The organism is Enterococcus faecalis, assembly GCF_029024925.1.
In the GTDB taxonomy this organism is placed as follows: domain Bacteria; phylum Bacillota; class Bacilli; order Lactobacillales; family Enterococcaceae; genus Enterococcus; species Enterococcus faecalis.
The window spans coordinates 1,453,255-1,475,128 of sequence record NZ_CP118962.1; the positions used below are offsets into that span (position 1 = coordinate 1,453,255).

Sequence of the window (21,874 nt, forward strand, 5' to 3'; positions counted from 1 at the left end):
TTCTTTGAGGCGCTTTTTATTTAACTAAAGCAAGGAACGATTTTTAATATACATCCGTATCCGCATTATATTTCGCTAAATTATCTTTAACATCTCGCAAGAACTTACCTGCTTGTTGTCCATCTAAAATTCGATGATCAATAGAAAGACATAAATTAACCATATCTGCCACTTTAAAGCCTCCATCTGCGGTTGGCACAAGGCGTTTATTAATTGACTCTACTTGTAATATCGCAGCTTGTGGATGGTTAATAATTCCCATCGATTGGACGGAACCTAGTGTTCCAGTATTATTAAGAGTAAAGGTCCCTCCTTGCATTTCTTTGCTTGCTAGCGTTCCTTGTCGGACTTCTTGTGCCAAGCGATTGATTTCTTTAGCTAGCCCTGCAATCGAATAGTTATCCGCTTGTTGAATCACTGGCACGTAAAGATGCTCGTCTGTCGTTACAGCTATGGATAAATTAACATCTTTATGATAAATAATTGAGCCATCATCCCAAGATGTATTGATTTTTGGATTTTTCTTTAACGCTTGAATGACTGCTTTGGCAAAAAATGGGAAGAAGCTTAGAGACAGGCCTTCTTGTTGTTTAAATTCATCTTTTAATGAATTTCTAAGTTGGACTAAGTTGGTCACATCCGCTTCCACCATTAACCAAGCGTGAGGGATTTCGTTGACACTTTGGACCATTTTTTTAGCAATTGCTTTACGTACAGGATCTGCAGAGACAATTTTATCTGTGGTTGTTTCAGTTGGACTAGCTGTTGCGGCGCTTTCATTTTGCGAAGCAACTGGCTCCTCTGAAATTGAAGGGCTAGTTCCTGGACTCACTGTTTTCTCAGGCGTTCTTGCCTGTGTTGGTGTAAAGTTTGTAACATCTTTTCTAGTAATTCGACCATCACGACCTGTCCCTGTAACTTGTGTTAAATCAATCTTTTTTTCTTGGGCAATTTTAAGGACTGCTGGGGAATAACGACCATTATTTTTTTGATGGGACGTCGCAGTGCTTGTTGTTTCAACCGTTTCATGTTCTTGTGCTTGTTCCGCACTTGCTTCTTTCACTGGTGCTAAAGTAGCTTCTTCTGTTTTTTCGGTTGTTTCTTCTGTCTCTAACGTCATCACCGCTGTTCCGATGGGCACATCTGTATCTAGAGAAATCAGAAATTCTTTTACTACACCATCAAAATCTGATGGGACTTCCGTGGTGACTTTATCAGAAACGACTTCCATTAAGGGATCATAACGTTTCACTGAATCTCCTGGTTTAACTAACCATTGGACAATGGCTGCCTCTGTGACACTTTCGCCTAGATGAGGCATTTTGATTTCTTTTGTGGCCATTTATTTTTTCCTCCTTGCTTCAATTAAAATTCTGCTAATTCTTTCATTGCTGCTAATACTTGCTCTTCATTGATTAAAAATTCTCTTTCTAAAGGTAATGCATAAGGCATGCTTGGACAATCAGGTCCTGCAAGTCGTTGAATCGGTGCATCTAAATCAAAGAGAGCATCTTCTGAAATCATTGCCGCAATTTCACTCATCACGCTGCCTTCTTTATTGTCTTCTGTTACGAGTAAAACCTTCCCTGTTTTCTTAGCTGCAGCTACTAATGTTTCGCGATCTAAAGGATATAATGAGCGAACATCGACGATTTCGGCATCAATTCCTTCAGCGGCTAGTTTTTCCGCCGCAGCTAAAGCTAATTGCAAGGTCATGCCGTAACTAATCACGGTTAAATCACTACCCGTTCTAACGACATTGGCTTTGTCAATTGGTACGATATAATCATCTGCAGGCACTTCATCTTTTAGTAGACGATATAAACGCTTATGTTCGTAAAAAATGACTGGATCATCGGAACGAATCGCTGCTTTAATCATCCCTTTTGCATCATAAGGATTAGAAGGGGTCACAACTCTTAATCCTGGTTGTCCACAAAAAACTTTTTCTGTAGACTGAGAATGATACAGTCCGCCACGAACACCGCCGCCATAAGGGGTCCGATAAACGATTGGCGCAGTCCAATCGCCTTTTGTTCTATAGCGCATTGTCCGAGCCTCTGATAACAATTGATTGGTTGCAGGCAAAATGTAATCCGCAAATTGAAATTCACCAATTGCGCGATAGCCCATTAAACCTAAGCCGACAGCTAAACCACCAATTAAGCCTTCTGTTAACGGTGTATTAAAACAACGCTCGTCACCGTATTTAGCAGCCAAGCCCTTTGTTACACCGAACACGCCGCCTTTGTCGCCGCCGACATCTTCTCCAAAAATAACTACTTTTTCATCACGAGCCATTTCTTCAGAAATTCCTAAGTTAATTGCTTCTAAATAAGTCATCTCAGCCATTATATTTCTTCTCCTCTTCTCTTATTTTGCATACACTTCTTCTAAAATTGATGTCGGTACAGGATCTGGCATTGCTTCTGCTTCATCCGTTGCTTGATTGATTTCTGCACGAATTTCTTCATCAATTTTGGCAATGTCTTCGTCTGTTAAATAGCCCTCTTCTAATAATTGTTTTTCAAAAAGCTTCACTGCATCGTTCTTTTTCATTTCTTCAATTTCTTCTTTTGAACGATAAACAGATTGATCATCGTCAGCGGAATGAGAAGTCAAGCGAGAAACCATTAATTCAATCAATTTTGGTCCTTTTTTCCCGCGAGCCGCTTTTACTGCTTCTTTAAATGCTAGATAGACTTCAGTAAAATCACTACCATCAACGGTTACACCTTCAAAGCCATAAGCTTTCGCGCGATCGGCCATTCGTTTATTGGCATACTGTTCTTCAATTGGGACAGAAATCGCATATTCATTATTTTCAACAACAAAAATGACTGGTAATTTTTTTACGCCTGCAAAGTTCATAGCTTCTTGGACTTCTCCTTGATTGGCAGAGCCTTCCCCAGTGGTGGTCAATGCAACAAAATCAGCTTTTTGAAGTTGCGCTGCATAACCAACACCTGTCGCTAATGGCATTTGTGTACTTACTGTTGAAGAGAAGGAAACAATATTATGCTCTTTTGAACCATAATGATTCGGCATTTGACGACCATGGGAAGAAGGATCCGCTTCTTTTCCAAAAGAACCCATTAAAATATCTTTGGAGGTCATGCCCCAAACCAAGCACGCGGTCATATCACGATAATACGGTAAAAAATAATCTTTTTGAGGATCAAAAGCCATCGCCATCGCTACTTGTGCAACTTCTGCCCCTTGACCAGAAATATTGAAAGAGGTCTTACCAATCCTTGTTAATTGCCACAACCGTTCGTCTAAACGACGTCCTCTTAGTACTTGACGATATGCCTGAATCAATTCTTCTTTTGATAAACCCGATTTTTTAAGCGTTTTCATTTTCATCAACCTTTCTCTATTTGTGAATCGCTAAGCCATAAGTATCTAAGGCTGCTTCTTGCAATACTTCTGTCATTGTTGGATGCGCATGGATTGCTTCACCAATTTCAATGGGCGCGGCATCTAAATACATGGCAGTACTTGCTTCGGCAATTAAATCCGTGACATGTGGCCCAATCATAGAAACCCCTAATAAATCATCGGTCTTCTTGTCACGAATTACTTCTATAAAGCCATCTGTTTCTCCATAAACAAGTGATTTACCATTACCATTAAAATTAAAGGTACCAATCACTACTTCTTTATCTGCTGGTAAAGTTTCTCTAGTATAGCCGACACTTGCTATTTCAGGATTTGTATAAACACCTCGAGGCACGTTTGTATAATTTAAAGGTTCAACTGTCTCGCCTAAAAGATGCTGAACAGCTAACTCTCCTTCTTTCATAGCCACATGTGCTAGTTGGAGTGTATCGATACAATCACCGATCGCATAAATATGTCCTTCTGTGGTTTGATAAAATTCATTTACTTCAATGCCTTTGTCAGTATATTTCACTGAGGTATTCTGTAACCCTAACTTATTGATATTGGGTTGACGCCCAATTGCTACCATGACTTTGTCAACAGCGAGGCTTTCTTGTCCTGCAACTTCTATTTGAACCTTCTGCCCGGTAACTTTCGCTTCTTGGACTTTGCTACCTAATAAAATGTTAATTCCTCGTTGCTCTAAACGTTTCTTTAATTCTTTAGAAATTGTTGCACTCTCATTTATAAGTAACCGATCCAAAAATTCAATGATAGTTACGTTGACACCTAAGCTATTTAATAAAGAAGCCCACTCGACACCAATAACGCCACCACCAATAATTGCAATTGATTCTGGTAGCTCTTCTAATTCAAGCATCCCATCAGAAGATAAGATAAATTCTTCATCCAGTGGCAAATTAGGTAACGTTTTAGGACTAGAACCTGTCGCAATAATGACATTTTTAGGAACGATAATTTCTTCTTCCCGTGTTGGATCATTAAACGTAACTGCCACTGCGCCAGAGACTGGTGAAAAAATAGAGGGACCTAAAATCGCACCTTCGCCTGCTAAAATTTTGATTTTATTTTTTTTGCATAAGCCTTCAACACCTTTGTGTAACTGCTCAATAATTCCTTCTTTCCGTTGTTGTATTTTAGAAAAATCAATGGACGCTGCCTCTGTTTCAATCCCAAAAGAAGCCGCTTGTTTTAAGGTATCAAAAACCTCTGCGCTTCTTAATAAAGCTTTTGTAGGGATACAGCCTTTGTGCAAACAAGTGCCACCTAATTTGTATTTTTCAACAATTGTGACGTTTAGCCCTTTTTGTGCGGCTCGAATTGCTGCTACATAGCCTCCTGTTCCGCCACCTAAAATCAGTAAATCTGTTTGTTCCGCCATTTTGATCACTCCTGCTCAATTTTTGCTTCACTATAATTTAAAGCTTGTTCTTCCCCTGTTAATACTCGATTGACGCCTTCATATAAAGCAGCCATCTCCATTTCACCTGGGTAAACCTTAATTGGTGCAATCCAAGTGATTTTTTGACTAATTTCTTGAACAACGGTTTGCGAGTAGGCTGCGCCCCCTGTTAAAATAATTGCATCAATTGCGCCTTCAAGAACCACTGCCATCTCGCCAATACTTTTTGCGATTTGGTAACACATTCCTTTTAAATAGTAATTTGCTGTTTGATCACCTGCAGCTATTTGTGCTTGGATATGCCGTAAATCTGTTTCACCTAGGTATGATTTAAGGCCGCTATTACCCGCAATTAGCTTTTTCACTTGGCTAATCGTTAACTCCTGTTCAAGTATCCATTGCGCAAATTCAACGAGCGGTAAGGCACCACTGCGTTCTGGCGTATAAGGACCTTCACCATCAAGCCCATTTACCACATCCACCATGCGGCCTTTTTGATGCGCCCCCAAGCTAATGCCCCCACCTAAATGAACAACGATAAAATTGCTTTGCTCATATGTTTTCCCTAAATCCTCAGCGATTTTTCGAGCGACCGCTTTTTGATTTAAGGCGTGACCAACGCTACGCCGGTGAATGCCTTTTAATCCGGAAATCCTGGCTAATGGCTGTAGCTCATCTACAACAACAGGATCGACAATAAAGGCTGGCACGTGATATTTTTCTGCAAACTCATTAGCTAAAATCGCCCCTAAATTTGAAGCATGGGTATTAAAGCGTTCTGTCCGCAAGTCTTCTAGCATTTGTTGATCGACAAGATACGTACCGCCAGGAATAGGCTTAAGCAAACCACCACGCCCTACGACAGCGGCTAATTGTGTGATGTTATGTGTTTCTAAAAATTCCGCGATCATTTGTTTTCGAAATGGTGTTTGACTGACAACATTTTCAAAAGGTGCCAATTCTTGGACGCTATGTCTAAGCGTTTCTTCCGCCAAGCAATCATGATTAGCAAAAAGCGCTAACTTAGTGGAGGTCGAGCCAGGATTAATAACCAATACTGTTTCCATTGTTTTCTGCTCCTTTTTTTAAACTTGTCTCATGGCAAATCTTAATGAATGGAATTTGCTTTCTGTCGAATCGCTTCTAGATGTTAAAACGACTGGGACTTTTGTGCCAACAATCGTTCCTCCCACCTTGGCGTGCCCAAACAAGGTTAATGATTTGTATAAACAATTTCCAACATCAATAGTTGGAACCACTAAAATATCTGCATCCCCCATGATAGGACCGCTGTAACGTTTATGCGCAACCGCTTCTTCAGAGGTCGCTAAATCAAGCGAAAGTGGACCAAAAACCGTAGCCTCTTGTTGATTATTAAAATGTGCCGTGACTTCTTTTGCTAAAACAGACGAAGGTATTTTAGGATTGAAATTTTCCGCTGCGCTTAACAAAGCAATTTTCGGGTGGTGCAGTCCCAATTTTTGGGCGACTTCTTTAGCATTTTCAACAATTTCAATGAGGGTCGCTTGAGTGGGGGCGATATTCATCGCACAATCGGTTAACAAGAAGGTTTTTCCCGCAGGCAGCTCCACCATTGCTACATGGGAAAGAATCGGTTTATTTTTTAATTGATGCTCACTTTTCAACATTTCTTTTAGTAATGTGTGGGTCTGAATAATTCCTTTCAATAAAATTTGTGCTTGACCGGTTGCAACTAAACTGACAGCTTCCTGTGCTACCGCGGCCTCATTTGAGCAATGAACATATTTCCAGAGATTTTCAGTATCAAGATTTTCATTTGTATCAAATACAATAAACTGCAACGGTTGCTCGGCTTCTTTTAGCGCTTTTTTAACTAGCTGTAAAATCTCTGGTTGTGAACCTCCTGCAATTGAAACAGTGATCATTTTCTCACCTCATTTTTCTTCTTTACACTTTAAATCTACCTCAGTATGTAAGCGCATACAAATTGTTAATTTTTATGTCCTTATTAATATTTTTTATAGAGAAGGAAAAGCTTAGTAAATCAAGCTTTTCTTTCTCTAAACAATTGTTATCTAATTTACTTTTCATGAAAAAACTTCTTTTCTAAGAATGAAAGGAAAACTTATGCTTCGGCACAGCTGTTTATTTATGTCAGATTCTAAAGCATGTTATACTTTAGATACTTATTTTTAGGAGGAATTAAATGGCACTACTACTATTCTTTTTGTTTATCGCCCTACTAGGATTTGGTATATTAAAAATTAATAACCGCAGTATCCTCGGCGGTATCACTCTGGCTTCTGGCACCTTATTGTCATTAGTCACCTTACTATTTATCGGACTAGACAAAATTTATTTACATTTTAAGAATGGCGACCTAATTACTTTGGCCATTGCTTATCTATTAATTCCCGCTGTGTTTATCGGCATTTGCCTTTACTTTATTTTTAACTCACGTACGATGCAAACGAAAGAAGGCAAAAGTGTCACGGCTGAATTGTCGGCGGGCTTAGGGCTGAACTTATTAATTGCTTTACCAGCCTTTCTATATTTATTATCAGTTGGCACAGCGCAAATACCTTATATGCTTTTTCTGTTCTTACTTTTTCTATTGTTAATGGATCTTTTGCTGACCTTTCTATTTGCTGCTTACGTCTTGTATTCATGGATGTACCAAATGATTCCTTTAAAAAAAGCGGTTGATTATATCATTGTTTTAGGTTCGGGAATTCGTAGCGAGGAAGTACCTCCACTTTTGAAGAGTCGGTTAGATAAAGGGATTGAATATTATGAAAAAAATCCCACCGCTAAATTTGTAGTCAGCGGTGGTCAAGGTCCTGACGAACCTGTGGCCGAAGCTTTCGCAATGAAAAAATATTTGCTTTCACAAAATATTCCTGCAGAAGCAATTTTGATGGAGGACCAATCCACAACCACTTATGAAAATATGTTGTTTTCTAAAGCAATAATTCAGGCAGATTGGCAAAAGATGCCGTCTGATTCTAAACAACCCTCTGTTATTTTTTCAACAAATAACTATCATGTCTTACGAGGAGCTATGTATGCCCATCGTGTCGGCTTAAAAGCTGAAGGTGTCGGGGCGCCAACTGCCTTATATTTTTTACCAACTGCTCTAATCCGAGAATACATTGCCTTACTGGTTCATGATAAGCGAATTGTGCTTTTTGTTTTTCTACTTGTCACTCTTCTTTTAGGAATCAGTATCTTACCCATCTAAAAAAACAGCGACTCACATTTTTGTGAGTCGCTGTTTTTATTCTTTTAATATAAAAAGGTTTAATGAACGTAATTGGCTATCAATGCAATCAGCCATAAATGAAGCGGATAGAATCCGTAAAATAAATATTTGAAAAATGGTGCTTTGCTCCCTCTCTCACCATTGTAAAGCGATATAAATGGTAACACAGTGATAAACATAAAATCAGAATTATAAGCTAACATTTCAATTGTCGTTGGCCAATCTCCCAACCATTGAAAACTTGTAACTAAGAAAAAGAGCGCTAATGCACCATATAAACAGTTCCGTAAGACAAGTCTCTTTCTGGCTAAATACGTAATCAACATAAAAGGTAACATCACAATGCCACCTTCAGCAAACATTGCTCCTGTTCCTAAAATTGCTAATATACTAATCAATAAAACAATTTTTAAACTGATTTTTGGCATCTCTAGCATCGCTTTTGTCACAATTAACATACTGACACCAAGGGCTAAGGTGAAGAAAATATTGTTGTGAACAGCGACAGCTGGATTATTCACTAAATGATTTAGCAGCGTATTTCCAACAAACATGATTGCTGCCCAAATATACAAACGACCATTGTAACGATAAACATTCCGTGTATAGTTGAACCCTTCTACAGCCATGTAACCAAAAAACACACCGACACAACGAGTAATTACATGAAAAATCAGTGCCCATTCTGGCGGAACAAAATAACTAATATGGTCAAGAACCATTAACCCCATCATCAATAACTTTAAGCGATTTGCGTTCATGAATCGTCTCCTTTATTTTTTCTACAGAAACTATCATATCTTTTTATATAACAGAAAACAACGAACATTCTTGTTAGATTCAACCATTCTTTTTGTCACTTTCGTTAAACCTGGTATCGCAAAGATAAATCTTCAAATAAATAATGTTGGTATTTAAATTGTTCAAAATGAATTTTTCGAATTTCTTGCTTAATGGCTATTAAGCATTCATCGACCGTCATCAATGATTCTTCTTTCAGAAGCGCCTCTTCTATTAATAATTTGCATTGGCAATCAATAAAAGTTGACTATAGAATGTGTAAAATGTTTCTTTATTTAATTTTTCAATCAAATTTTTAGCTTGATTCTGCAACTTTTGATAACATTTGGTCAATTTTTGATAATCCATTAAATCAACTAACTGACCTTGTTTTAACATGTTACTAAAGTCTAAATCCCAAAGCATTTCTTTAGTCGGCTGTTGCAATAAATAATACATAGAATGACTACTAATAATTTCAGTGGTCGGTTCTTCAATTGTTTCATAAAAAGTCACAAAATATTCTCGCTCAATCACAGTAATAATTTCTTCTTCTGAAAGCTCACAATCTTCTAAATTTTGATAGAATATCAATAATTTAATCCGCTCATCTATTTTATTCAGCGAAGCGACTAATTCAGGAAAAAGAACCGACTGACAATTCTCTACTAATTCTCTTGCCTTATTTTGTTCATTTTTATAAAAGTTGTATAACTTTTTCCGCTGTTTTAACGAGTTTAATAAGTTATCGGGTATATTCCAGTAATATTGTTTCTTCATAGCATTCCCACTCTTCTTTTTTATGTACAATTTTACAAAATTGGTCTTAGCCAATTTCGTCTCTAGTTATTCTATCAAAAAAGTGACGCTTTTTTACTGACAATAATTACTCGTTTTACGCCCAAAAAGTGAAAACTCAGCTGTTAAGTAATTATTGGGGCTTGTTTCTCGCGGGCCGAAAAAACTTTTTCCTTTTAAAAGTCCAGAAAAAGACCTACACTAGAGATAGACAAACGTTGGAGGGATTTAAATGGATTTACACTTAACGAATAAATTAGCATTAATTACTGGTTCAACCAAAGGAATTGGCAAAGCAATTGCGATTGAAATGGCTCGCGAAGGGACCGATGTCATTATCAATGGGCGTAATGAAGCCGAAGTAATCAAAGTTGTTGAAGAAATACAAACAATGTTTCCAGACACTCATCCTCAAGCAGGGACTGCCGATATTTCCATTGAAAGTCAACGAGCTACTTTACTTGAAAAATTCCCTAAAGTCGACATTTTAGTGAACAATATGGGGATTTTTGAGCCAATGGAATACTGGGACATCGATGACGCCACTTGGGAAAAATTTTTTACTGTGAATGTGTTGTCAGGCAATGCATTAGCAAAAGCTTATCTACCTAAAATGCTTGCACAAGATTTTGGTCGCATTATTTTCATCGCTAGCGAAGAAGCGGTGATGCCTTCTGGCGAAATGCCCCAATATAGCATGACAAAAACGATGAATCTTTCCTTAGCTAAAAGTTTATCCAACTTAACTGTCGGCACACATGTCACCGTTAACACGGTTATGCCTGGCTCAACCCTTACCGAAGGTGTAGAAAAAATGTTGGAAGATATGTACGCTGATTCAGACATTCCCAAAGAGGATTGGGAAAAAGATTTCATGAAAAATCATCGTTCTCGTTCACAAATCCAACGGCTCATTCGACCAGAAGAAATTGGTCGTTTTGTTACCTTTGTGGCCAGCCCAGATTCTTCTTCTTTCTCAGGAGAAGCCTTAAGAATCGATGGCGGCTTAGTTCCAACAATCTTCTAAAATAAACAAAAAAGACAGCCAGCAAAAATTCACATTTTTTGCTGGCTGTCTTTTTAAGCATATTAATTGATTACTTACCAAAAGTAAGTTATATTTATCTCGAATTCGAAATAAAAAGAGGTGAAACAATGACCCAACAGCAAGAAGCTTTAAAAGCCTATATCGGTTTATTAAGAACCAGCCATCGACTAGAGCAACTTGCCAAGCAAGATGTTACTTGTTATGACTTAAACATTACAGAATTTTCAGTATTAGAGCTGTTACTCCATAAAGGTCCTCAGACCATCCAAAAAATCAAGGAGAAAATTTTAATCGCTAGCAGTAGCACCACTTATGTTATTGACCAATTACATAAAAAAGGCTATGTAACGCGCACTCCCAGTGAAAAAGACCGACGCATTACTTACGTCGAATTAACAGAAGCTGGAAAAACATTAATTAAAGAAATTTTCCCGACGCATGCAAAGCGAATTGCAGAAGCATTTGAACAACTCTCTTCCGAAGAATTAACACTTCTTCAAAAAACTTTACGAAAAATAACAAATGAAACGAAATGAGGAAATAATGATGAAAAAAGAAGATCAATTATTAGGAATCCACCACGTTACAGCTATGACAAGTGATGCAGAAAAAAACTATCACTTCTTTACAGATGTTTTAGGGATGTGTTTAGTCAAAAAAACAGTGAATCAAGATGATATCTATACTTACCATACCTATTTTGCTGATGATTTGGGTACACCAGGTACAACCATGACCTTTTTCGATTTTCCCAATAACCCTAAAGGATTAAAAGGAACCAATACAATTTCAAGAACAGGGTTCCGGGTTCCTTCAGATGCAGCTTTGACTTATTATGAAAATCGCTTCAATGAATTTGCTGTCAAACACACAGGCATTTCTGAAGAATTCGGGAAAAAAGTCCTTCGCTTTTGGGATTTTGATGATCAAGCGTATCAATTAATCTCTGATGAATTAAATCAGGGCGTTGCAGCGGGCACCCCTTGGAAAAAAGGACCTGTTCCAACAGAATTTGCGATTTATGGCTTAGGACCTGTCGAAATAGCTATTTCCTATTTTCATGAATTCAAAGAAGTCTTTGAAGAAATTCTAGGCTTTCACGTAGTGGCACAAGAAGGCAATCGCTATTTACTAGAAGTTGGCCAAGGTGGCAATGGTGCCCAAGTCATTTTGGTAGACGATGATACTAGCTCACAAGCACAACAAGGATATGGTGAAGTACATCACGTTGCATTCCGCTTAGCGGATCGCAAATCACTTGGGACTTGGCAAGCGCTCTTTGATCATTTAGGCTTACAAAACTCTGGCTATGTCGATCGTTATTACTTTGAATCATTGTATGTTCGTATTGGGCATATTTTAGTCGAATTAGCCACCGATGAACCAGGATTTATGGGGGATGAACCTTACGAAACATTAGGAGAAAAGTTATCTCTTGCGCCATTTTTAGAAAACCGTCGTGAGTATATTGAGAGTGTTATCAAGCCTTTCAATACAAAACGAGCCTAAGGAGGAAAAAACATGCATTCAATTTTTAAAAAAGGACATCCTGAAGCACCTGTCTTTGTGCTACTTCACGGTACAGGTGGTGATGAAACATCTCTCCTACCAATTGCCCAAGAACTAAATAAACAAGCTACTGTGCTAAGTATTCGTGGTGATGTTTCAGAAAATGGAATGAATCGTTATTTTAAGCGCCTAGCGGAAGGTCATTATGACTTAGAAGATCTAGAAAAACGCGGCGAGGCGCTTCATAAGTTTATTCAACAAGCCGCTAACGAGCATCAATTTTCATTGGATAAAATTATTTTTATTGGCTATTCAAATGGGGCCAATATCGCTATTCAATTATTGCTTACTCATCCCGACAGCTACCATCAAGCTGTCCTCTATCATCCCATGTTTCCTGTTGAATTGACCAATCAACCAGACTTGACCGACACTTCTGTTTTATTATCTCTAGGAGAGCATGACCCGATTGTCCCACTTCCTGAGAGTATGCGTGTGATTCAACTATTTCAGAATCATGGAGCAACCGTACAAGAGGTTTGGACACAAAGTCATCAATTAACTTATCAAGAAATTAAGGAAACACAAACTTGGTTGGCACATCTGTCCTCTTAACAAAAAGTGGGTCCTAAGTCGAAATGACTTAGAACCCACTTTTTCTATTTTAAGATAATTCACTGTCTGAGCTTCTTTTTATTCTGCCATTTGAACAACTATTTTACCAACTGCATGGTGCGTTTCACTGAGTGCATGTGCATCATAAATCCCTTGTCTAGAAAAAGGGAAAACTTCACCAATAATTGATTTCACTTTTCCAGCTGCCATCAAATCAGCAATTTTTTGTAATTGTTCTCCATTTGGTTGAAGCCAAATACTTTCAGCAGAAATATTTTTTTCGGCTGCCAATTGTTTATCTTCAATGCCCACAATTGAAACAAGACGACCGGTGTTTGGTTTTAAGACGGCAAAACTATTTTTTTGAACCTCACCACCCATTGTATCAAAGACCAAATCAACATCAGCTAATACCTCTGCAAAATTCGTTGTATGATAATCAATCACTTCATCTGCACCAATTTTTCTCAGTAAGGCATGATTTTTTGCGCTAGCGGTCGTGATGACATGTGCGCCCGCTTCTTTTGCTAGTTGAATCGCATAAGTACCGACCCCACCTGCACCAGCATGAATTAAAACAGTTTCTCCTTCTTTAAGGTGACCATGATCAAACAATGCTTGCCAAGCGGTTAAACCAGCCAACGGAACGGCAGCCGCTTCTTCAAAGCTAATTGTTTCAGGGATTTTTGCTAATAAATGATCATCCACAATCGTTACTTCTGCATAGGTGCCAAAACGAGTAGTTTCAGGACGAGCAAAAACTTTATCGCCAACTTGCCAATCCGTTACTTGACTCCCCACCTCTGTAATCACACCAGCGACATCCCAACCAAGAATAATCGGAAAGGACCAATCAAACATCTGTTTTAAATATCCTTCACGCAATTTCCAATCAATCGGATTAATTGATGTCGCGTATTCTTTTACCAACACTTGATGTTCCGATAATTTCGGTAGTGTTACTTCTGCTTCTTCAAGTACCTCTTTACTTCCGTACTGATTAATCACAACAGCTTTCATAAACCAACTTCCTCTCATTTGTTTCATTTTTCACACTTTTAGTATACGCCTATTGCCTTCTTTTTATATAAGAATATGCTTTAGTTAAATTGAGAGAAAGTAGCTGTTTTTAGTCTATTATTCATAACGTAAAGATTCAATTGGATCTAATTTTGCTGCTCTTCGAGCTGGTAAAGTTCCTGCTAAAAAAGCAATAAACATAATAACTAAGATAATCGTTAGTGAAGATGGCAATGAAAATTGAATTAATTTAAATCCTGTTAAAGCCTTTAAAAAAGAATCCGTTGCCAAACGATTAACTAAATTTCCAACCCCAACAGCTCCTAAAATGCCTAATATTGAGCCAAAAAAGCCAATTAAAGCCGCCTCAACACTAAAAATTGTAAAGACTTTCCCATTGCTAAGTCCCATGGCTTTCATTAAACCAATTTCTCGCGTTCTTTCTTGGACAGACATATACAGCGTGTTAATAATGCCAAAGCTTGCAGCTAACAAGGCAATTGCACCAAACATGGTTAAGACACCAGTGATTGCATTGATTATATTACGAATCATGCCAATTTCATCTTCGACAGTAGTCGCTAAATAGCCAGCTTTGTCTAAATCTTTTTTGATGTCCTTAATCTGCTCTGGCGTGCTGTCTTTTTTAACTTCAGCAATAATCATCGCGTATTGATTTTTTAAATGTTCTGGAAGATCTGCTTGATTGATTGAGACAACTTTATCAATCAATGCTTTATTCATCAGCGAGAGCCCATTTTGAATGACACTGGCATTTCTAACGCCAACAATTTTTGCTTCAATAACTTGCTCTTGTCCTTTCAAGGAACTTGAGATACCTAATTGAACTGTTTCCCCCACGGCAGCTTTACTAGATGTATAGCCGAGCGCTTTTACATATTCTGGTGACAAATTAATTTCGAAGTCCTGGCTCGTTTGCGAAACTTTACGGCCAGCCGCTAAATCAATGGTCATCTCATCTAGCGCAGAAGTTGCTGAAAATACATATTTATGCTTATCTGCTCCTTTTATATAATCGATAGCAACGGATTTCATTGGTTCCACTGATGTAACATCCGAGATTTTTTTAATCTTCTCAATATCTTTTTCAGCAAGCATACTTTGTTGTTGAATCGTACTGGTTTTTTTCTCTGGATTATATTTACTTGGTTCTGTTCCGTTACCAACATTCATCTCCATTTTTGGCTGAATAAATAACTGATTTGCACCACCGACACTGCCGACTTGTTTGTCAATATAATCATTTACACCAATATTGACTCCTGTAGTTAAAGCTATGGTAAATGCTCCAATAAAGATTGCAATAATGGTCAATACGGTTCGACCTTTATTACGCATTAAATTGGTACTAGCTGATTTTAAAATATCTCTAAATTTCATTTACTCATCTCCTCCTACAATCAAGCCGTCTCGAACATGAACTTGCCGATCACAACGTGCTGCTAAGTCTGGATCATGTGTCACAATAATTAAGGTAATTCCTTTATTTTTATTTAAATCAAATAACAATTCTTCAATTTTCTTCCCAGTGGCAGAATCTAAATTCCCTGTAGGTTCATCTGCAAAAATAATTTGCGGATTATTAACTAAAGCACGCGCTATACATACCCGTTGTTTTTGGCCACCAGATAAATTATTCGCTTTATTTTGAACTTTATCTTCCAAACCGACTGCTTTTAACGCATCTAAAGCCATCTTTTTCCTCTTGCTACCGGAAATCCCACCGATTTTTAATGGTAAAAGAACATTATTTAAAACTGTATCCTTGGCATTCATAAAGAATTGTTGAAAAACAAAACCAAATTCTTCATTTCTCGTTTTATTCAGCACTTTCTTTCTAATACTAGTAACATTTTTACCATTTAAATAAATATCTCCTGAAGTTGGTTGATCTAGCAATGCCAAAATGTGCATAAATGTTGATTTCCCAGAGCCACTTTTACCAATTATGGCCACAGATTCACCTTTTTCAACTTTTAAATCAACACCTTTTAACGCATCAAATTTTGTTTCGTTCTTTCCATAACTTTTTTTGATATTTTTTGCTTCAATTACCGCCATGTTACCCCTCCATTTTTCATTCTTTGTCGTTTACTTATTTACAAAGTTTTTTACTCTTTTCATACTCCTTTCTTCTCTTTCTATTTTGACGGAAGCCCTTTCCTTTGTCATGGTACTTCCGATGTATCTCTCAATTAAAACAATAAGAACATGTTCCAAATTCACCTCATTGAACATGTTCTTATTAATTAGTTATGCATTTACACGTTTAATTTCACGATGTTTATTCAATAAATAGGCCAAACCAAGATTAATGCCCACAAAGCAACTGATTGTTAGAAAAAGTGGCAGGACAGTAAAACCAGTGGATTGATAACCAACCATTGTTTGCAAGATGTGGAGCATTCTCAGGCGCATTGGTGCCCCCCCTAATTGTGCAATCGTGCCCAGTAAAATAGGAATCATTAATAACAGCAATAAAACAATGAGTTTTTTTACGCCATCTATCCGATCATTAAAGACACCTGCTAACAAGCCAAGTGAGCCGCTAAGCATTAGTAAGATAAAAAAGAGCAACCATGACATGAAAAAGTTTCCTTGCGCATAGACATCAATTAATTTCATTGATAATTGAAAATGAGAAATGAAATTGCCGCTAAATACTTTAATCAGTACAAGTACAGCCAAGGATCCAACCAAAGATAAAATAGCATTACTTACAAAATTCACCAAAAAAATTGTCCAGCGGGAAAGCCCGTTTTGAATAAACAGTTTAAAATGTGTGTTTACCCCTAAAAATGATAGTATCCCCATAAAAACCAGACAAGGAATTACTGCATCAGAGCTGACAGTATTTACGTCGTTAGAAAAGAGCAACCCAATAAGAGGAAAAAGAATGCCGAACAAAGCATAAATGCCAAAATAAATTGCTAAAGAACGGGCTTGATAAATAACACGATACTGCAAAGCTGTTTTAAATTTCGCGAATTGTAAAATTAAGTTAGAAAAATAAAAAGGCATTTATGGTACACTCAAATTGTATTTCCGACGAAAGAAAACAAAGGAGTGTAACCATAAATGACCTACAAACATCTTACCATAGACGAACTGACAATGATAGAATCATATTATCTTCAACATAATAAACCGGTTGAAATCGCTAACCGAATGGGACGTGCTATACAAACTATTTATAATGTAGTCAATAAGTTCAAGCAAGGCAAGACTGCTCTTGATTATTGGCACCAGTATAAAGAAAATAAGAAAAAATGTGGTAGAAAAGTCATTCAATTACCTGCTCATGAAGTAGATTACATTAAAGAGAAAGTCACTCTTGGTTGGACGCCTGACGTCATTATCGGGCGAAAAGAAAGGCCTGTTTCATGCGGTATGAGAACACTTTATCGTTTATTTTCTAAAGGGATATTTGATATTGACACACTACCGATGAAAGGTAAAAGAAAACCCAATGGCCATCAGGAAAAACGGGGAAAACAACAATATCAGCGCTCAATCCATGATCGACCTGATAATTATCCTGATTTCAATTCTGAGTTTGGTCACCTTGAAGGTGATACGATCGTTGGCATTCATCATAAAAGTGCCGTCATTACTTTAGTTGAAAGATTATCTAAAGTCATTATCACGATTAAACCCAACGGCCGTAAGGCATTAGATATTGAAACCGCCCTTAATCAATGGTTTTCTCGCTTCCCTAAAAACTTCTTTAAATCTATTACGTTTGACTGTGGAAAAGAATTTTCTAACTGGAAAGCCATTAGTAACCAACACGATATTGATATATATTTTGCGGACCCTGGAACACCTTCTCAACGCCCATTAAACGAGAATTCTAACGGGATTCTGCGTCGTAATGGACTGCCGAAATCAATGGATTTTAGAGAAGTGAATCAGACATTTATTTCCAGTGTCAGCAATCAACGTAATCATATTCCAAGAAAATCATTGAATTACAGAACACCAATTGAGATATTTTTGAGCTATGTACAAGAAGCATTTTATTCTAACTTAATTTGACAAATCATATTTCATTTTACTTTTCCTTCTTTCTATTGGTTAATTGCACAAAATATGTTTGTAAATTTAGCGGCGCAATTTGAACCTCTGCTTTTTCAGTCGGCAAGTCGCCGTACACGTAAGCCGTAACTGCCCCACCTAAAGTGTCCATGCCTAAGATTTCCAATGACTGAGTATAGCGCTCTACTTGTTCTTTCGGCCCAGAAACAATGCGACCGTTTTTCAAAATTGTTTCAATAGATTCTGCGCGAATCAATTTTCCTTGATCAATGATGATAATATCTTCTAATAAATTCGCAATTTCTTCAATCAAATGGGTAGAAATCACAAACGTACGGGGACGTTCTTGGTATGTCTCAATTAAATAAGTATAAAATAATTCCCGATGATTGGCGTCTAAACCTAAGACTGGCTCATCTAAAAAAATATACTCACAGGGGACGGATAGCGCCACTATTAGTTTAGCAATACTCCGATAACCAGTTGATAATTTTTTGAATGTCTTTTTACTATCTAAACCAAAATCGCTTAACATTTGTTCGGCCAAAGACCAGTCAAAGGATCCATAAAAACCTTCAGTCGTTTTAAAAATATCTTTAATTTTTAACTGAGGAGGAAACAAATTATCTTCACTCATTAAGTAAATATGAGTCAAAGCAGCCTCATTATCGGTCACTGTTTCTCCCGCCAATTTAACGGAACCTGAAGTGGCAAAACTTCGATTATTTATGATATTTAATAACGTACTTTTACCAGCCCCGTTTCTGCCTAAGAGCCCATAAATCGTTTCTTTTTCAAAAGTAATTGAAATATTATCTAGTGCTTTTTTTTGATGATATTTTTTACTTACTGATTCCACCCGCAAACTCATGCTTCATACCCTCTTTCAATTAGTTGTTTTAATTGTTCAGCTGTAATCCCTAATTTTTTAGCTTCTGCGACAACTTCTAAGACTTCTTTATTTAAAAATTCTTCTTTCCGTGCACTTCTTACTCTCTCTTGAGCGCCTGGTAAAACAAACATGCCAATCCCCCGTTTCTTTTCAATCAACTGTCGTTCTACTAATAAATTCATTCCTTTTAAAACGGTGGCTGGATTGATTTGATAACTTTTTGATATTTCTGTGGTTGAGGGAATTTGTTCGCCTTCTAAGTAAGCGCCATTAAAAATTCCTTCGGCAATCTGATCGGCTACTTGCTGAAATAAAGGCTTTTCCCCCGAAAAATTAAATTCCATTTTTACACCTCACTTAAATGGTTAACTACTTATGTAACTAACTATATATCCTAGAAATTCTTTTGTCAATAAAAAAAACATTGTTTCCAAAGAAATTTTTCTTTGAAAACAATGGCGATACTTTTGAGTTTATTGAATGATTTCGTTCTTATAGGGTTCCATTGTATAACAATTCATCGGTTGTTTCGTTGACAATTTTTAAGCGATTTTGTTTTTTTATCAAAATACTTTTATAGGTCGTTCCTGTAGCCTTTTCTTCCATCACAAGAATGCGTTTATACTCATTATCAGTGACTTTCTTAATCGTTGTTTGATTTAAGGACGGGATTTTTTCTTTTAGCGTTTTTTCTTCCGCCAGACCTTTTAAGATTTCTGATTCTGTAGTGGAACTTGTGGATTTACTAGAATCGCTTGATACACCTTCGTTATTAGACGCACTTTCAGATGACTTGCGACTTGATTCGGTTACTTTAGACTGTGATGATTCACTGGTATTGGTTGAATTCATTTGGGTTTGAGTTTGGTTTCCACATGCACCAATTAGCAACCCAACGCCTAAGATAGAGCTTGCTAAAATAGTTTTTCTAATCATTTGCATGACCTCCTACATCTATCATTACTTTAACCTTAACATTTTTCAGCTAAGAGAACAATTTTTCAGATTAGAAAAGACCACTAGTCGTTATTTAAATAAACGAACTAGTGGTCTTACTTATTTAGGAATGATCTTCATATGAGTGAGTGGGTAATAAACAAATTGTGCTTTCCCTAAGATTTGATCTGCATGTATTGCACCAAAAGAACGGCTGTCTTTGGACATACGGCGATTATCACCAAGCACAAAATAGCTATCTTTAGGTAATTTTTCTTGCATTAACAATTCTTTTGAATCAAAATTCGTAGTGTAAGGCATCGTTTCATGATCTTTTTTTCTGTTTTTAGTTAAATACGGTTCAGCGATTGGCTGATTATTGACATATAATTGATCGTTTTCGTAACGCACAGCTTCTCCTGGTAAACCAATCACACGTTTAATCAGAATCGATCCTGTGTCTGTTTTAAAGACCACCACATCAAACCGTTTAATGGCGGAGAATTTTTCCATCACAATCATATCTCCTTGATTCAAGGTTTTTTGCATAGAATGGCCATCCACCCGAACAGGAATCAGGAAAAATCCTCTTAAAATAAAAACGGCTACGATTGCTGGTACTAAGATTTTCAGAAAGTACATTAAATACCCAACATAATCACGTTTCTTCTTCAACTTCGTGCCACCTTTTTTCTAGTTTTTTTGAATTTCTTTGACTGCTGTATCGTAGGCAGCGTCATTTTCAAGAATTAATTTACCTAAAGTGGCTTCAATTTTTGTGGCTGTTTCATTGTCGATTTCTCCAGTTACAGGCAAGCCATTTTTCTGTTGAAGATCGCTAACCGCTGCTTTTGTTTCTGCGGTGTAGTTTGCATTGTTTTCATCAACAAGATACGCTAATACAGCTAAAATAGCATTTAAGTTCTGAATATCTTCAGATTGATCTCCTTCTTTTAGCGTTTTATCGCGAGGAATCAATTTTAAATAGGCATACTCTGGGTAATCAGCTTTGATGGTTGGTTCAATTCCTTTTTCGTTGATCCATTCGCCTTTTGGTGTTAACCATTTTAAAACAGTCAATTTTATTTCGGTTTGGTCATTTAAATCCTTCACCGTTTGGACCGTTCCTTTGCCAAATGTTTTCGTTCCAATTAATGGGACATTCGCAGATTCATGCAGTGCTGCAGCAAAAATTTCGGATGCACTGGCACTATTGCCATCAATGATAACTGCAACAGGTTCTTTTACTTTAAAGCCGTCGTCTAATTCTTTGGAAGCAACTTCTTTCATCGTACGTCCTTTTTTGTCTTCAAATTGAACAATTGTTTCGCCATTTTTTAAAAACATACTGGCCATTCGCTCTGCTTGATCTAGCAGTCCACCAGGATTTTGGCGTACATCAATTACAAAGGATTTAGCTCCTTTGTCTCGTAAATTCGTGATTGTTTCTTTCAATTCTTGATATGTTTTTTTACCAAAGGACGTAATTTTAATCGAGCCAATTTGTGCATCTTTTTTGTCTAACTCACCAGTCACTGTTTTAACGGGAATTTTCCCACGTTTGATTGAGATATTTTTAGTTTCTCCCTCTCTTTGGATAGTCAATTCAACGGAAGTTCCTTTTTTACCTCGGACTTTTGAGACGACTTCTGCTAGTTTCATCCCTTTTGTAGCTGTACCATCAACCTTTTCAATAATATCGCCTTCTTTGATTCCCGCTTTTTCAGCTGGGGAATCTGCTACAGGGGCCTCTGCTACAACTGGTTCGCCATCTTTCATTGTCATAGTGGCACCAATTCCTTCAAAATCACCAGATAAGCTTTCGTTTAAATCATTGGCAGCAGATTCATTTAGATAAGTTGAGTATGGGTCTCCAATGGCTTCAGACATGCCTTTTAAGGCGCCTTCAACTAATTCATTTTTATCTACTTCACCTACATAATTGGTACTAATTTCATTATATAAATCCTGCACTTTGCTTAAATCAGCATTGGTAATTGCCCCTTCTTGACTCATCTTTTTAACACGATGATCAAAATAAATATAACTACTTCCTCCAGCTAAAAATGCGACACAGAGGAGCGAAATAATATATTGATAAAAAGGAACAGTTCGTTTGTTCTTCATAGATTTCATCTCATTTCTAACAAATTCGTCACTACTTTT

General features: G+C 37.2%; 22 protein-coding genes and 2 pseudogenes. 6 read left to right on the forward strand and 18 right to left on the reverse strand.

What is annotated here, in order from left to right:
• Window positions 1–43: 43 nt before the first annotated feature.
• The 7 genes and pseudogenes from PYW42_RS07125 to ptb form a co-directional block, all read right to left on the reverse strand.
• Window positions 44–979, reverse strand: a pseudogene (locus PYW42_RS07125) (dihydrolipoamide acetyltransferase family protein); the annotation flags it as partial.
• A gap of 192 nt (window positions 980–1,171) precedes the next feature.
• Window positions 1,172–1,342, reverse strand: a pseudogene (locus PYW42_RS14175) (biotin/lipoyl-containing protein); the annotation flags it as partial.
• Between the two features lie 23 nt (window positions 1,343–1,365).
• Window positions 1,366–2,352, reverse strand: a complete 987-nt coding sequence (locus PYW42_RS07130) for an alpha-ketoacid dehydrogenase subunit beta (RefSeq protein WP_002357475.1) — start codon at window positions 2,350–2,352, stop codon at window positions 1,366–1,368.
• A 21-nt stretch (window positions 2,353–2,373) separates the two neighbouring features.
• Window positions 2,374–3,366 carry a thiamine pyrophosphate-dependent dehydrogenase E1 component subunit alpha gene (locus PYW42_RS07135; RefSeq protein ID WP_002360226.1) on the reverse strand — a complete coding sequence of 331 codons (993 nt, stop codon included), beginning with the start codon at window positions 3,364–3,366 and terminating at the stop codon, window positions 2,374–2,376.
• 10 nt (window positions 3,367–3,376) lie between these two features.
• Complete coding sequence (lpdA, locus tag PYW42_RS07140; protein ID WP_002391793.1) at window positions 3,377–4,786, reverse strand: dihydrolipoyl dehydrogenase; 1,410 nt, start codon at window positions 4,784–4,786, stop codon at window positions 3,377–3,379.
• Between the two features lie 5 nt (window positions 4,787–4,791).
• Window positions 4,792–5,874: a butyrate kinase gene (buk, locus tag PYW42_RS07145; protein ID WP_002365701.1), complete on the reverse strand. Its 1,083-nt coding sequence runs from the start codon at window positions 5,872–5,874 to the stop codon at window positions 4,792–4,794.
• 18 nt (window positions 5,875–5,892) lie between these two features.
• Window positions 5,893–6,714 (reverse strand): branched-chain phosphotransacylase, encoded by an 822-nt coding sequence (gene ptb / locus PYW42_RS07150; RefSeq protein ID WP_002409471.1) that lies wholly within the window; start codon window positions 6,712–6,714, stop codon window positions 5,893–5,895.
• Between the two features lie 281 nt (window positions 6,715–6,995).
• Here ptb and PYW42_RS07155 point away from each other — a divergent pair, with 281 nt between their 5' ends.
• Window positions 6,996–8,030 (forward strand): YdcF family protein, encoded by a 1,035-nt coding sequence (locus PYW42_RS07155; RefSeq protein WP_002409470.1) that lies wholly within the window; start codon window positions 6,996–6,998, stop codon window positions 8,028–8,030.
• Between the two features lie 59 nt (window positions 8,031–8,089).
• Here the strand turns inward: PYW42_RS07155 and PYW42_RS07160 are convergent, their stop codons facing one another.
• Entirely contained in the window at window positions 8,090–8,812 is a 723-nt protein-coding gene (locus PYW42_RS07160; RefSeq protein WP_002409469.1) for a TraX family protein, read from the reverse strand.
• Window positions 8,813–9,065: 253 nt separating this feature from the next.
• Window positions 9,066–9,611 carry a DUF7006 family protein gene (locus PYW42_RS07165; RefSeq protein ID WP_010708704.1) on the reverse strand — a complete coding sequence of 182 codons (546 nt, stop codon included), beginning with the start codon at window positions 9,609–9,611 and terminating at the stop codon, window positions 9,066–9,068.
• Between the two features lie 250 nt (window positions 9,612–9,861).
• Here PYW42_RS07165 and PYW42_RS07170 point away from each other — a divergent pair, with 250 nt between their 5' ends.
• The 4 genes from PYW42_RS07170 to PYW42_RS07185 all read left to right on the forward strand — a co-directional run bounded on the left by PYW42_RS07170 (window position 9,862) and on the right by PYW42_RS07185 (window position 12,801).
• Complete coding sequence (locus PYW42_RS07170) at window positions 9,862–10,656, forward strand: SDR family NAD(P)-dependent oxidoreductase (protein ID WP_002409468.1); 795 nt, start codon at window positions 9,862–9,864, stop codon at window positions 10,654–10,656.
• A gap of 128 nt (window positions 10,657–10,784) precedes the next feature.
• Window positions 10,785–11,213: a MarR family winged helix-turn-helix transcriptional regulator gene (locus tag PYW42_RS07175; protein WP_002380343.1), complete on the forward strand. Its 429-nt coding sequence runs from the start codon at window positions 10,785–10,787 to the stop codon at window positions 11,211–11,213.
• Between the two features lie 10 nt (window positions 11,214–11,223).
• Entirely contained in the window at window positions 11,224–12,186 is a 963-nt protein-coding gene (locus PYW42_RS07180; RefSeq protein WP_033627148.1) for a ring-cleaving dioxygenase, read from the forward strand.
• Between the two features lie 12 nt (window positions 12,187–12,198).
• Window positions 12,199–12,801: an alpha/beta hydrolase gene (locus tag PYW42_RS07185; RefSeq protein WP_002361880.1), complete on the forward strand. Its 603-nt coding sequence runs from the start codon at window positions 12,199–12,201 to the stop codon at window positions 12,799–12,801.
• A gap of 78 nt (window positions 12,802–12,879) precedes the next feature.
• On the opposite strand, the gene PYW42_RS07190 is transcribed toward PYW42_RS07185, so the two are convergent.
• The 4 genes from PYW42_RS07190 to PYW42_RS07205 form a co-directional block, all read right to left on the reverse strand.
• On the reverse strand, window positions 12,880–13,848 hold the full coding sequence (locus PYW42_RS07190; protein ID WP_002409467.1) for an NADP-dependent oxidoreductase: 969 nt from the start codon (window positions 13,846–13,848) through the stop codon (window positions 12,880–12,882).
• 90 nt (window positions 13,849–13,938) lie between these two features.
• Window positions 13,939–15,222, reverse strand: a complete 1,284-nt coding sequence (locus PYW42_RS07195) for an ABC transporter permease (protein ID WP_002357458.1) — start codon at window positions 15,220–15,222, stop codon at window positions 13,939–13,941.
• Window positions 15,223–15,903, reverse strand: a complete 681-nt coding sequence (locus tag PYW42_RS07200) for an ABC transporter ATP-binding protein (RefSeq protein ID WP_002357457.1) — start codon at window positions 15,901–15,903, stop codon at window positions 15,223–15,225.
• 192 nt (window positions 15,904–16,095) lie between these two features.
• A complete protein-coding gene (locus PYW42_RS07205; RefSeq protein ID WP_010816120.1) occupies window positions 16,096–16,863 on the reverse strand; it encodes a hypothetical protein in 768 nt (255 codons plus the stop codon).
• Window positions 16,864–16,920: 57 nt separating this feature from the next.
• Here PYW42_RS07205 and PYW42_RS07210 point away from each other — a divergent pair, with 57 nt between their 5' ends.
• Window positions 16,921–17,880, forward strand: coding sequence for an IS30-like element IS6770 family transposase (locus PYW42_RS07210; protein WP_000221326.1), 960 nt, complete (start codon window positions 16,921–16,923; stop codon window positions 17,878–17,880).
• Between the two features lie 16 nt (window positions 17,881–17,896).
• Here PYW42_RS07210 and PYW42_RS07215 read toward each other — a convergent pair whose 3' ends face one another.
• The 5 genes from PYW42_RS07215 to PYW42_RS07235 all read right to left on the reverse strand — a co-directional run bounded on the left by PYW42_RS07215 (window position 17,897) and on the right by PYW42_RS07235 (window position 21,844).
• Complete coding sequence (locus tag PYW42_RS07215; protein ID WP_002409464.1) at window positions 17,897–18,751, reverse strand: ATP-binding cassette domain-containing protein; 855 nt, start codon at window positions 18,749–18,751, stop codon at window positions 17,897–17,899.
• Complete coding sequence (locus PYW42_RS07220; RefSeq protein ID WP_002365712.1) at window positions 18,748–19,116, reverse strand: GntR family transcriptional regulator; 369 nt, start codon at window positions 19,114–19,116, stop codon at window positions 18,748–18,750. The genes PYW42_RS07215 and PYW42_RS07220 overlap by 4 nt, the downstream gene beginning before the upstream one ends.
• Before the next feature lie 148 nt (window positions 19,117–19,264).
• On the reverse strand, window positions 19,265–19,714 hold the full coding sequence (locus PYW42_RS07225; RefSeq protein ID WP_002380347.1) for a hypothetical protein: 450 nt from the start codon (window positions 19,712–19,714) through the stop codon (window positions 19,265–19,267).
• A 114-nt stretch (window positions 19,715–19,828) separates the two neighbouring features.
• Window positions 19,829–20,383: a signal peptidase I gene (lepB, locus tag PYW42_RS07230; RefSeq protein WP_002382369.1), complete on the reverse strand. Its 555-nt coding sequence runs from the start codon at window positions 20,381–20,383 to the stop codon at window positions 19,829–19,831.
• 18 nt (window positions 20,384–20,401) lie between these two features.
• On the reverse strand, window positions 20,402–21,844 hold the full coding sequence (locus PYW42_RS07235) for a S41 family peptidase (RefSeq protein WP_002411057.1): 1,443 nt from the start codon (window positions 21,842–21,844) through the stop codon (window positions 20,402–20,404).
• Between the last annotated feature and the right edge of the window lie 30 nt (window positions 21,845–21,874).